This is a genomic window from Pradoshia sp. TA40_28 (assembly GCF_059694525.1).
In genome coordinates, this window is sequence record NZ_JCATZO010000011.1 from 37,756 (window position 1) to 50,352 (window position 12,597).

The window sequence follows — 12,597 nt, forward strand, 5'->3', positions numbered from 1 at the left end:
AACAAGTTGAAGGATGCTTATCATTTAACAGAAGATCCGATTTCTTCATCTCTTCTGAAGCTTTCCATCCCTATCATTGCGACAAATTTTATCCAGACGACTTACGGTATGGTCGATATGATATGGGTTGGCAAGCTTGGCAGCGGTCCGGTGGCAGCCATTGGTACAGCGAGTTTCTTCGTTAACTTGGCGGTTGCCCTGGCCACGATGGTTTCAATCGGAAGCGGGGTAAAAATTGCTCAATGCATAGGAGCTAATCAACAAGATGAAGCGGCAGAATACATAAAAAACGGGTTTATTATGTCACTTATTCTGGCTATTTTATATACGCTTGTTGTCTTTATCTATAAGGATTCATTTATCGGTTTTTTCGAACTGGGCAATCACCAAGTAGAGAAAATGGCTGTCCAATTCCTTGTCATCTCCATGATTGGAGTCATATTTTCAATCGTGAATTTACTATATAGCATGATTCTGAATAGTATGGGAAACAGTAAAACACCATTTCGAGTTTATACGATTGGGTTTATCATTAATATCATTCTGGATCCGTTTTTAATTTTTGGAGCAGGATTTATACCGGGAATGGGAGTAATGGGAGCAGCACTGGCTACATTAACAGCAAACATGACGGTCACGCTTCTTTTCTGGTTTAACTCCAGGCGATCTCTATCTTTTGGGGGCCGTACAAATTGGAATGGACGAAAGATGATTGAAGTCATTAAAATGGGGATTCCGATTACGGTACAAAGGGTAGCCTTTATTGGGATATCGATTATTATTGCCAAAATTATTGTGCAATGGGGAGCAGATGCAATTGCCGTCCAAAAAGTCGGTATACAAATTGAGTCCATTTCCTATATGACAATAGGTGGGCTGCAAGGGGCAATTGCCGCGTTTGTCGGCCAAAATTATGGTGCAAAGAAACTCGATCGAATTCATGAAGGATACAAAATTGCTTTGTATATGACCATTGGGTTTGGCATACTTACGTCACTCTTATTTATTCTATTGCCGGAGCAGCTTTTTTCTATTTTTATCAGTGAACCAGCTAGCATAAAACTGGGAGCAGACTATATGCGAATCCTTGGATACTCTCAAGTGTTTATGTGTATGGAACTTTTAACAGTCGGAGCGTTTAATGGGTTGGGGAAAACCTATATACCGCCAATATTTAGTATTATCTTTACAGTACTCAGAATCCCGATGGCCATCATTCTATCTGGTCCATTTGGATTAAATGGTGTATGGATGAGTATTGCCTTCAGCAGTCTGTTAAAGGGAATTGTTCTAGTGATTTGGTTTATGTTTACTTTACGAAGAATGAGAAATAAGACATCAAGAATACAGACTTCCAGTAACGGTTGGTAAGGAGAGTATAGTTATGACAAATATAGACCATAGACTTTTAAAGTTCATGAAAGAAAAGAACGTATCCCAACAATGGTTGAGAGGTAATTTTGGGCTCGAAAAGGAAAATATTAGAGTTAATAGAGATGGCACACTCGCTTTGACGCCGCATCCGGTTGCATTTGGCAACAGAGCGAAGAATCCCTATATTACAACAGACTTTTCTGAGTCCCAGATCGAGATGGTAACTCCTGTGTTCTCGACGATTGAAGAGGCATTTGATTTTTTGGAGAATGTACATGATATCGTGAGTTTGGAGCTTTCGAAACAAGGAGAATATTTGTGGATCGGCAGTAATCCGCCCATTCTCCCCGATGAATCTATGATTCCAATTGCCAGAATGGAAAAAGAGCAGGATACAGAGTATCGATATGAGCTTGCACAGAAATACGGCCGAAAGAAACAATTGATCAGTGGTATACATTATAACTTTTCGTTTTCCGAAGAACTGCTTCATGAATTGTTTCAAGAGCAATCCGAACATAATTCATATCAAGAATTCAAAAATAATATCTACTTAAAAATTAGCCGAAATTTTAACCGCTACCGAGATGTATTGGTTGAAGTGACCGGAGCAAGTCCAGTTTTTCATGATACATATATTCCAGAATGTCTGCAAAGGGCAGAAGGATTAACTCAAGGTAGTTATTATCTTCCCGGAGTCCCTTCGGTCAGAAATAGCATATGCGGCTATAAAAATAGAAGAGACTATGATGTTTCCTATCAATCAGTCGAAAAATATGTGAACGATATCCGAGCGTTAATTCAGGAACATGAATTGTTGTGTGCAAATGAATATTATCATACGCTTCGCTTGAAGGCAGACAGAGGCGATGATCTCCTACAAAGCCTTTTAGATAATGGAATCAGATATATTGAGATTCGTCTGTTGGATTTAAATCCTCTGTTTAAGATTGGAACAAGTAAGGAGATTCTTTATTTTATTCACCTATTTATCTTGTACATGCTGCTGCTTGATGAAGAGGATAAAACTAAGATTAGTTATCTCTCAATCGTAACCGGCATAAAAGACATGGCGAGAGAATTAAGATTGGCAGAAAAGTACATCAGAATCCTGGATGATGTTGAAAATAAGCTTATCCATCCAGAGCTTTCATATGCGACGAAAATAAAGGCTGGCATTAAGCAATCATCCTATGAAATGTTTCATATGAAACATTCTTTTGATTATTTACACGAAAGTGAAAAACATTCATTTACGTTATTGGGGTATGAGGACATGGAGCTTTCCACTCAAATCTTAATGAAAGATGCCATTAAAAGAGGTATAGGAATGGAGATTGTTGACCGGGATGAAAATTTTATTGCCTTGAGTGATGGCGTGAAAACCGAGTATGTAAAACAGGCAACCAAAACATCGCTCGATTCATACAGTACTGTTTTAGTCATGGAGAATAAGCATGTTACGAAGGAGGTTCTCCGTAAGGCCGATATAAGAGTACCACATGGAGGAGCTTATCCTTCGATAGAGGCAGCGATTCATGATTATCAACAGTATCATGCCAAGCGAATTGTAATCAAACCCAAATCCACCAATTTTGGACTGGGCATAACGATTTTCACTAGTTCTTTTTCTAAAGCCGATTATATGAAAGCATTAAACATGGCTTTTAGCCATGATCAGACCGTTTTGATTGAGGAATTCCTAAGTGGTAAGGAATATCGCTTTCTGGTCATGGGGGATCAAGTAACTGGAATTCTGCACCGTGTCCCTGCCAATGTGATAGGTGACGGACAATCGAGTATTGCTGAACTGGTTACAGAGAAAAATAATGATCCATTGCGGGGAAAGGGCTATAAAACTCCATTAGAGAAAATTCAATTAGGGGAAAGCGAAGCTCTATTCCTGAAAGGACAGAATAAAAACTTTACCTATATCCCTCAAAAAGGTGAGATCGTTTATTTGAGAGAGAACTCTAATATCAGTACGGGTGGCGATAGCATTGATTTTACGGATGATATTCCAGATAGCTATAAAGAATTGGCCATACAATCGGCAAAAGCTGTTGGAGCGACAATCTGTGGTGTTGATATGATGATTGATGATCACACTGTTGAAGCAAGTGAAAAGAATTACGGAATTATTGAACTTAATTTTAATCCTGCCATTCATATTCATTGTTATCCATACAAAGGAGAGAACCGGAAGGCTGGGGAACGAATTCTTCAATTACTTTTTGGATAAATAACAGGGCCGCAACAGGCAAACGTGCTGCGGCCTTTTATCTTTTATAAAGCTGATAGCTTGTTAATTTAAGCACTCATAGTAAGACAAGCTTCAGCGCATTTGAAGCAAGCCTCGGCGCATTTTTGACAATGATCATGGTCGTGTTGTTTACACTCCTCGCCACACGCCTTACATATAGCCGCACAAAGGGTGCAGATTTCTTTCGTAAAAGGACTGTTTGATTGCATGGATTTAACTGCAAATGCACAAATATCCGCACATTCTCGATCCAGACGGATACATCCAGCCATCATTTGCACATGATCCTCTTTTAAGCAGGCATCAAAACAAGCATTACAAGCATCCATACATTCCATGCAGGCATTAATACAATCTTGATACATTTCCTTATTCATAAAAAAACCTCCTCGCTAAATATAGTTATATCCCTATCTATTCAAATTCCCTTGATGAATAAAATTAAACGGATTAACCGTTAGTTAGTCTGATCATTTGGTTAATAAATCGGTTCTTCCCAGCTGACTGATATTATTTCAGGTTAATGCTGATATTTAACGAATGGGCAAGGAAGAGGTGTTTAAATAGGGTTTTCCTTTTTTATAAAATTTAAAAACTTTACTTTAATATAAATTTCTGTTGATGTTTCCTAAAAATGTTGTATAATAGTTTGAGTTTGATAGTAAACTTTAAGTTTGGTACTATTAAACTTTCTCTAGTGAGAGTTTACTTATAATAAACGAAATTGAGGTCCTACCATGCTAATGGAAATTGGAAGCAAAATTAAAAATTTAAGATTAAAAAAGGGTCTGACTCAAGAAGAACTTGGTGAAAGAACCGATTTAAGCAAGGGATACATCTCACAGCTGGAACGAGGCCTCAGTTCACCATCGATCGAAACATTCTTTGATATACTCGAAGTTCTAGGCTGTACTCCGAAGCAATTTTTTGATGAGGAAGAGCGTGAACAGAAGGTAGTATACGGAGAAAATGATACGACAGATTTTATGGATGAAGATCGAGGTTATCAAATTCAATGGCTTGTTCCAGAATCAAATGAAAAGGAAATGGAGCCGATTCTGTTGACATTGCAGCAGAAGGGGGAGTTCAAAAAATTTGAACCCTCACTTTCGGAGACATTTGGCTATGTATTAAAAGGTAGAATCATGATAACTCTAGGCAGAAAAACATATACTGCCAAAGCAGGAGAAGCAATTTATTTTAACGCAACCGAAGAACATCAACTAATTAATGATTTCGATGGAATTTCAGAATTATTGCTTGTAGCGACGGATTCTTATCTATAATTAATATCCACGAGAAGGAGTAATGAACATGAATGATCATACTATTATTCGTTTTGAGAACGTCACAAAGCAATATGATGACGATCCAGCGGTATTAAATGATGTTAGCTTTGAAATTGAAAAAGGAAAATTCTATACACTATTAGGGCCATCTGGTTGCGGAAAGACGACGATTCTCCGCTTAATTGCAGGGTTTATGCAGCCATCTAAAGGCAAGATTTACTTTAACGGAAAATTGATTAATAATGTTCCGGCTAACGAGCGTCAGGTTAATACCGTATTTCAGGATTATGCACTTTTTCCGCATCTGAACGTATTTGAAAATGTTGCATTTGGATTACGCATAAAAAAAATGAAAAATGCAGACATTGCTAAGAAGGTAACCGAAGCGTTACGCTTTGTAAACTTGGCAGGTTATGAAAAACGCGAAATCAAAGAAATGTCCGGTGGACAGCGTCAGCGTGTAGCGATTGCCCGTGCGATTGTTAATGAACCGGAAGTCATCTTACTTGATGAACCTTTATCAGCACTGGACTTAAAGCTTCGTACAGAAATGCAATATGAATTGCGCGAATTACAGCGCCGCCTTGGAATTACCTTTATTTTTGTTACACATGACCAGGAAGAAGCATTAGCCATGAGTGATGAAATATTTGTTTTGAACAAAGGCAGAATTCAGCAAAGTGGTACGCCAACTGATATCTATGACGAGCCGGTTAACCGATTTGTTGCAGACTTTATCGGGGAATCCAATATTGTTCCTGGTAAAATGATTGCTGACTATGTAGTAGAATTTGCGGATAAACGTTTTGACTGCGTAGACGGTGGTTTCAGAGAAAATGAGTCTGTCGAAGTTGTCATTCGTCCTGAAGATTTAGAAATAACTACACGTGAACAAGGAAAATTGCAGGTACGTGTGGATTCCCAATTATTCCGTGGTGTTCACTATGAAATTTGCTGCTTTGATGAAGCGGGTAATGAGTGGCTTGTACACTCTACGAAAAAAGCGGTTGTTGGGGAAGAAATAGGGTTAAGTTTTGATGAGGAAGCTATTCATGTCATGCTGCCGGGGGAAACGGAAGAAGAATTCGATAAACGCTTAGAAGCATATAATGAGGCCGGCCATGAAGAATAAAGCGAAAACTCTCTACCTGATCCCGTACTCCATTTGGATTGCTTTATTCGTTATATTCCCGATCATTTTGGTTGTCTATTATTCCTTTATTGGGTTAGATGGTCAATTCACTTTAGATAATTACAGTAAATTCTTTACACCTGTCTATATGAAAATGACATTAAGTTCGTTTTGGTATGCATTTTTAGTTACGGTCATTTCTCTATTAATTGCCTACCCAACCGCTTTTTTATTAACGAAAACGAAACATAAGCAATTATGGCTACTATTAATTATTTTACCAACTTGGATTAACCTGCTTTTAAAAGCATATGCCTTTATTGGTATTTTTGGTACGTACGGTGCTGCCAACGCCTTTTTGGAAGTACTCGGTATAGGCACAAAGCAAATCCTGTTTACTGATTTTAGCTTTATATTTGTTTCTACTTATATATTTATACCGTTTATGTTATTGCCGATATATAACGCGCTGGAGGAAATGAACCAATCCTATGTAGATGCGGCCAGTGATCTTGGAGCGTCCAAATGGATGACTTTCCGCCGTGTTATTATCCCTCTGACACTCGACGGCGTTAAATCAGGTGCTCAGGCTGTCTTTATTCCTGCTTTGTCACTGTTTATGATTACACGTTTGATTGCGGGAAACCGTGTCATTACATTGGGGACAGCCATTGAACAGCATTTTCTCGTTACCCAGGATTGGGGAATGGGAGCGACGATTGCGGTATTCCTAATAATCGCCATGGCATTAATAATGATTCTGACAGGCAGAAGAAAGTGAGGGATGGAAAATGAAAAAGAAATTTAAGCTATCAAATCTATATTTAATCTTAGTGTTTGCCATCCTTTATGCACCAATTTTCTATCTGATGTTCTATTCATTTAACAGCGGCGGAAAAATGCATGGCTTTGATGGGTTTACGTTGCAATGGTATAAAGAAGTATTTGCTGATACACGCTTACTTATTATTGTTTTAAATACATTGGTTATTGCTCTATTATCAGCTACGATTTCTACCATACTTGGTGTTTTTGGAGCGCTGGCGATCCATGAGGTACGAAAGAGAAGAACGAAGAACACTTTGCTTTCTCTGAACAATGTATTAATTGTAAGCCCTGATGTCATTATTGGTGCTTCCTTCTTAATCATGTTCACCATCATTGGGATTAAACTGGGCTTTATGTCCGTCCTTTTATCTCATATCGCATTTAGTGTTCCAATTGTCGTAATTATGGTATTGCCTAAACTACAGGAAATGAGCCCGACACTAATTGATGCAGCTCGTGACTTGGGAGCAAGCCAATGGAATGTGCTGACAAAGGTTATTCTGCCTTATATTACGTCTGGGATCTTTGCCGGTTTCTTTATGGCATTAACCTATTCATTGGATGACTTTGCGGTAACCTTCTTCGTGACAGGAAATGGTTTCTCTACTTTATCAGTTGAAATCTACTCCATGGCACGACAGGGGATTACCTTAACCATAAATGCATTATCAACCTTGTTATTCTTATTTACAATTCTCTTGGTTATTGGATATTACTTTATTACAAAAAGAAGCTCCAAACCGCGAATGGGGGTTAAAGAATGAGCAAACTGACTCGTACCCTGATTCTAATTTTGATTACTTCATTCGGTCTTCTGTATTTGATTGATCGATTAAATGCTTCAGAAGGATATGCCGGGGACAATACCTTAACGGTTTACAATTGGGGAGATTATATCGATACAGACTTAATTGATAAATTCGAAAAGGAAACGGGCATTAAAGTCATTTATCAAACCTTTGATTCAAATGAAGCGATGATGACAAAAATCGAACAGGGCGGTACATCCTATGATGTGGCAGTCCCTTCGGAATATGCCATCAGCAAAATGAAAGAAGATGACTTACTGATCAAAATTGATCACGATAAAGTACCAAATATGAAGCATATTGATTCCCGTTTCCTTAATCTTTCCTTTGATGAGGGGAATAAATATTCGGTTCCATATTTCTGGGGAACCGTTGGAATTGCCTATAATACGAAACTCCTGCCAGATAAAGAGTTCAAAAGCTGGAATGATCTATGGGACAAGGATTTAGAAAATCAGATTTTGCTGGTTGATGGAGCGCGTGAGGTTATAGGTATGGGCCTAAACAGCCTTCATTATTCATTAAATGATACAAATGAAGAGCATCTACAGGAAGCAAAGTCTAAATTGGATACACTCACTCCAAATATCAAAGCTATCGTGGGCGATGAAATTAAAATGCTTCTCGCTCAAGAGGAGGCAGCAGTCGGGCTCGTTTGGTCCGGTGATGCAGCTGATATAATGTGGGATAACGAAGACATTGACTATGTAGTGCCGGAAGAAGGATCTAACCTATGGTTTGATAATATGGTTATCCCGAAAACATCCAAAAATGTAGAAGGCGCACACCAATTTATTAATTTTATGCTTGATCCTGAAAATGCAGCCCAAAATGCAGACTATGTTGGCTATTCAACGCCAAATAATGCTGCCCTTGAAATCTTAGGTGAAGATGTATCTGGCGATGAACGCTTTTATCCATCTGCAGAATTAACAGACCGTCTCGAGGTCTATGATAATCTCGGCAAAAAGATGCTGGCTCATTACAATGAGCTCTTCCTTGAATTCAAAATGCATAAAAAATAATGCTATGAAAAACCGATTTCACTTAAGAGTGGGGTCGGTTTTTTTATTGGAATAAGGGAGCTTTAATGTATGATAAAAATTTCACAAACTTAAAGGGATAGAGGCGCCTGAGGTCGAAATAGTAATATAATAACTTTAAGGGAGGTACTATTATTGCTCGATAACCAGAATATGTTTGATACATTTCAAATTTACCACATTACTAATAGAGGGGTTAGAAAAGAGCCGATTTTTTATAACATGATTGATAAGCATAAATTCATGATTATTCTTGCCGAAACATATAGCAAATTTAAATTTAAAATCCATGCATATTGCCTTATGAACAATCACTTTCACCTACTCATCCAACCCTCCGATTCCTCTTTGAGCAAAATTATGCAAACCATTCAACAAAGATATGCTATCTATTTTAACCATACTTACCACTCCCACGGTCATGTATTTCAAGCAGGGTACTATTCCAGATTAGTTGGTAACTCAAATGATTTTTTAAATGTAAGCAAATATGTTCATATGAACCCAGTTGCAGCAGGCATAGTCACGAATCCTCAGGATTATCAATGGAGTAGTTACGCCACATTCTCCAATCACTCTCCCCGAAATCATCCACTGATCGATACGGAATTGACTTATTCTTGTTATCCCAATAATCCCAGAGAATTATATAAAAAATTCGTTGAAAAACAATCATAACTTATAATGTAGGATAAAAAGTGCCAAGCGGTTGGCGCTTTTTATTTTGTAGAGTGCCTATGGAGCGGCTATGCCCGGGTAAAGGCGGGTCAAAGGCAGGTGAAGTCCAGGGGAAAGAGGTTATAGTGGGGCTATGCGCCGGCTATGGAGCGGCTATGCCCAGGTAAAGGCGGGTCAAAGGCAGGTGAAGTCCAGAGGAAAGAGGTTATAGTGGGGCTATGAACCGGCTATACCAGGGTAAAAGCGGGCCAAAGGCAGGTGAAGTCCAGGGGAAAGAGACTATAGTCGGGCTATGCCCTGGCTAGCCCCGCCCATCCCCCAGATATAAAGTGCCTATCCCCGGGATAATCGCAAAAACCCCCTCCCATCGAAGGAGGGGGGTATTATTATAACTGGCTTCCAAAGAATTCCCTAGTTCGTTCTTCTGTAGGATTTTCAAATATTTGTGCAGGGGTGCCTTTTTCTAAAATGTTACCCTCATGCATGAAGAATATCCAGTCAGCGACTTCACGGGCAAAGCTCATTTCATGAGTGACGATGATCATGGTCATGCCTTCTTCGGCAAGTTCCTTCATGGTGGTTAATACTTCCCCAACCAGCTCTGGGTCGAGGGCAGAGGTTGGTTCGTCAAATAGCATGATATCGGGTTTCATAGCCAAGGCACGGGCAATGGCTACACGTTGTTTTTGTCCACCGGATAGTTTGTTTGGGTAGACATCGGCTTTGTCGTCCAAGCCGACTTTTTTTAGTAGTTCTAATGCTTCTTTTGTTGCGATATCTTTAGAAATTTTCTTCACCATAATCGGGGCTTCTATGATATTTTCCAGCACCGTTTTATGAGGAAAAAGGTTAAAATGCTGGAAGACCATTCCGATTTTTTGACGTACTTCATTGATATTATGGGTGGCTATTTCGATCTGCTCACCTTCGACCACAATTGAGCCGCTATCTTTTTTCTCAAGAAAATTAAGGCAGCGGAGCAAGGTACTTTTGCCAGATCCGCTTGATCCGAGTAAGCAGACAACATCGCTTTCATACACAGTCATATTGATATCTTTAAGAACATGTAAGTCCCCAAAAGATTTATTTAGATTTTCAATGCGTATCATTTCTCTTACTTCATTCATTTTTTAAATCCCCCTTTGACTAATCACTAATAGCCATTCTCTTTTCTATAGCTCGAAGACCAAGTGTTAACACGGCAACCAATATCAAATAATAAACGGCAACAATGAGCAAGTAGGTCATCTCGTCGAAATTATTGGAGCCAAGCGTGGTCGCAACATTAAACAGCTCATTCAATGAGATGAAAGCAGCAAGGGAGGAATCCTTGAGCCCAATAATGAATTGATTTCCAAGCGGTGGCAGTGCTCTTCGGAAAGCTTGCGGAAAAACAATCCGGCGCATGGCGAGTCCGCGTGTCATACCAAGTGAGCGACCAGCCTCCATCTGCCCTTTATCAATTGATTGAATTGTTCCACGAAATATCTCAGCAATATAAGCTCCGTTATGGAAGGCGAGAGCTAAAGAGGCTGCCCAGAAATCTGGAATCAAAAAAATACCGCTGAAACCGAAATAAAGGATGAAAATTTGAACAATTAATGGAGTACCTCGAACAAGATAAATATAGGCATCAGATATGTATCCAAGTAATTTGATTTTTGAGATTTTTAATAATGCCACAAAAAGTCCTATGATAATTCCGAAAATGATCGATACAACTGTTAGTTCAAGAGTTAATAGAAGGGCATCGAAGAATACCCCGCGGGTATCAACCAATGTTTGAAAAAAATGTGATAAACTTTGCAATCATAACAGCTCCCTTTCCTAAATTATTTATCTGGTTTCTGAGTGATATCTTCACCAAAATATTTCATACTGATTTTTGATAACGTACCGTTTCTACGCAATTCTTCAAGTGCTGTATTCACTTCTTTGAGAAGCTTAGGGTTATCCTTTGGAATCACAATCGCTTGTTCACTGCGTTCGATAAGCTGCTGCCCAACGATCTTAAAACCTTCCTTAGCAGCGGTTTTTCCTGTAACAAAATCGGTAATGACAGCATCATGGCGGCCATTGCTTAAAGCTTTGAGTGCAGTCACATCACTATCATATGTTTTAATATCAGATGTATATTTGCTGGCAGTATCTGCATATGTAGATCCTTTGGCTGCTGCGACTTCTTTTCCTTTTAAATCTTCAGCAGTTTTAATGGAACTGTCTGGACGGGTGAAAATTTGTGGACCGGAATAGTAGTAGGGAGTAGAAAAGAGGACGAACTTTGAACGCGCCTCATTAATGGTATGGCTGGCTACTGCGGCATCCGCTCTGCCAGTTTTTACACCTTCGACAATTCCTTTAAATTTCATTTGCTTTTGGACAGGTTCAAGTCCCAGTTCTTTAGCAATTGCTTCCCCAACCTCAATATCAAAGCCAGTCATAGTCATATCATCATTCATATAACTGAAGGGTTTGAATTCTCCGGATGCGGTGAAAACGAATTGATCTTTGTTGATTAATTCTGCCCCGCTTGCCATCTGTTCCTTTTCTGCACAGGCAGTCAGGGTGGCAAGCAGGAATAATAGAAAGATAAAAGGAAGAGTATTTTTTTTCATTCCACTAGAATCTCCTTTCTGGGTCTGTAGAGCTTGCTTTCTAACTAAATACCCTCAAATGTCATTAATTAACCAAAATACTAAAAAACAACTTTATTGGAATAGTAAATGCTGGTATGGAAGGGGGATGGAGTACATACCTAAATAGAATCTGCCTGTAATATCAGGTATACTGATACTGATTAATGGGAGATAAATGTTCTATCCGATAGATGATTTTGTTTTTATCAACATCGCTTTCTACAGAGAAACGATTTGATTAATTTGAGGAGTGAGGTCAATGGATTATAATGATAAAATTAAAAACCGTATTAAGCGGATGGAAGGGCAGTTACGGGGGATATTGAACATGATGGAAGAGGGGAAAGATTGCAAAGAAGTTGTTACGCAATTGTCTGCGGTACGTTCTGCAGTCGATAAAACAATTGGGGTCATTGTCAGTGATAACTTAATTGAGTGTGTAAAAGCTGCGGAGGATGCAGAGAATGAGGAGAAGGAAAAATTAGTGAATGAAGCTGTCAATTTATTGGTCAAAAGTCGCTGAGAGCTTCGGTTGGCTTTTTTTA

At 38.9% G+C, this 12,597-nt stretch carries 13 protein-coding genes; 9 read left to right on the forward strand and 4 right to left on the reverse strand.

The window, feature by feature from the left end:
• Positions 1–6: 6 nt before the first annotated feature.
• Both AC58NB_RS14260 and gshAB read left to right on the forward strand, forming a co-directional pair.
• Positions 7–1,371, forward strand: coding sequence for an MATE family efflux transporter (locus tag AC58NB_RS14260; protein ID WP_497427503.1), 1,365 nt, complete (start codon positions 7–9; stop codon positions 1,369–1,371).
• 13 nt (positions 1,372–1,384) lie between these two features.
• Entirely contained in the window at positions 1,385–3,616 is a 2,232-nt protein-coding gene (gene gshAB / locus AC58NB_RS14265) for a bifunctional glutamate--cysteine ligase GshA/glutathione synthetase GshB (protein WP_497427504.1), read from the forward strand.
• A 68-nt stretch (positions 3,617–3,684) separates the two neighbouring features.
• Here the strand turns inward: gshAB and AC58NB_RS14270 are convergent, their stop codons facing one another.
• On the reverse strand, positions 3,685–4,014 hold the full coding sequence (locus AC58NB_RS14270; protein WP_497427505.1) for a four-helix bundle copper-binding protein: 330 nt from the start codon (positions 4,012–4,014) through the stop codon (positions 3,685–3,687).
• A gap of 366 nt (positions 4,015–4,380) precedes the next feature.
• Between AC58NB_RS14270 and AC58NB_RS14275 the strand changes: the two genes are divergently transcribed.
• From AC58NB_RS14275 to AC58NB_RS14300, 6 genes are all read left to right on the forward strand, one after another.
• Complete coding sequence (locus tag AC58NB_RS14275) at positions 4,381–4,923, forward strand: helix-turn-helix domain-containing protein (RefSeq protein WP_497427546.1); 543 nt, start codon at positions 4,381–4,383, stop codon at positions 4,921–4,923.
• A gap of 28 nt (positions 4,924–4,951) precedes the next feature.
• A complete protein-coding gene (locus AC58NB_RS14280) occupies positions 4,952–6,058 on the forward strand; it encodes an ABC transporter ATP-binding protein (protein WP_497427506.1) in 1,107 nt (368 codons plus the stop codon).
• Positions 6,048–6,839, forward strand: a complete 792-nt coding sequence (locus AC58NB_RS14285) for an ABC transporter permease (RefSeq protein WP_497427507.1) — start codon at positions 6,048–6,050, stop codon at positions 6,837–6,839. The genes AC58NB_RS14280 and AC58NB_RS14285 overlap by 11 nt, the downstream gene beginning before the upstream one ends.
• A 10-nt stretch (positions 6,840–6,849) precedes the next feature.
• Positions 6,850–7,650, forward strand: coding sequence for an ABC transporter permease (locus AC58NB_RS14290; RefSeq protein ID WP_497427508.1), 801 nt, complete (start codon positions 6,850–6,852; stop codon positions 7,648–7,650).
• A complete protein-coding gene (locus tag AC58NB_RS14295) occupies positions 7,647–8,720 on the forward strand; it encodes an ABC transporter substrate-binding protein (RefSeq protein ID WP_497427509.1) in 1,074 nt (357 codons plus the stop codon). Before AC58NB_RS14290 ends, AC58NB_RS14295 begins: the two co-directional genes overlap by 4 nt.
• Before the next feature lie 153 nt (positions 8,721–8,873).
• Positions 8,874–9,416, forward strand: coding sequence for an REP-associated tyrosine transposase (locus tag AC58NB_RS14300; protein ID WP_497427510.1), 543 nt, complete (start codon positions 8,874–8,876; stop codon positions 9,414–9,416).
• A 386-nt stretch (positions 9,417–9,802) separates the two neighbouring features.
• Here the strand turns inward: AC58NB_RS14300 and AC58NB_RS14305 are convergent, their stop codons facing one another.
• Genes AC58NB_RS14305 through AC58NB_RS14315 form a run of 3 tightly spaced genes read right to left on the reverse strand, consistent with a single transcriptional unit; the run spans position 9,803 to position 12,031 of the window.
• The gene (locus AC58NB_RS14305) at positions 9,803–10,543 is read right to left on the reverse strand and encodes an amino acid ABC transporter ATP-binding protein (RefSeq protein ID WP_497427511.1); all 741 of its coding nucleotides are present in this window, start codon (positions 10,541–10,543) and stop codon (positions 9,803–9,805) included.
• A 19-nt stretch (positions 10,544–10,562) separates the two neighbouring features.
• A complete protein-coding gene (locus AC58NB_RS14310; RefSeq protein ID WP_497427512.1) occupies positions 10,563–11,225 on the reverse strand; it encodes an amino acid ABC transporter permease in 663 nt (220 codons plus the stop codon).
• Positions 11,226–11,248: 23 nt separating this feature from the next.
• Positions 11,249–12,031 (reverse strand): transporter substrate-binding domain-containing protein, encoded by a 783-nt coding sequence (locus AC58NB_RS14315; RefSeq protein WP_497427513.1) that lies wholly within the window; start codon positions 12,029–12,031, stop codon positions 11,249–11,251.
• A gap of 280 nt (positions 12,032–12,311) precedes the next feature.
• Between AC58NB_RS14315 and AC58NB_RS14320 the strand changes: the two genes are divergently transcribed.
• Positions 12,312–12,575, forward strand: a complete 264-nt coding sequence (locus AC58NB_RS14320) for a metal-sensitive transcriptional regulator (protein WP_497427514.1) — start codon at positions 12,312–12,314, stop codon at positions 12,573–12,575.
• The last annotated feature ends 22 nt before the right edge of the window (positions 12,576–12,597 follow it).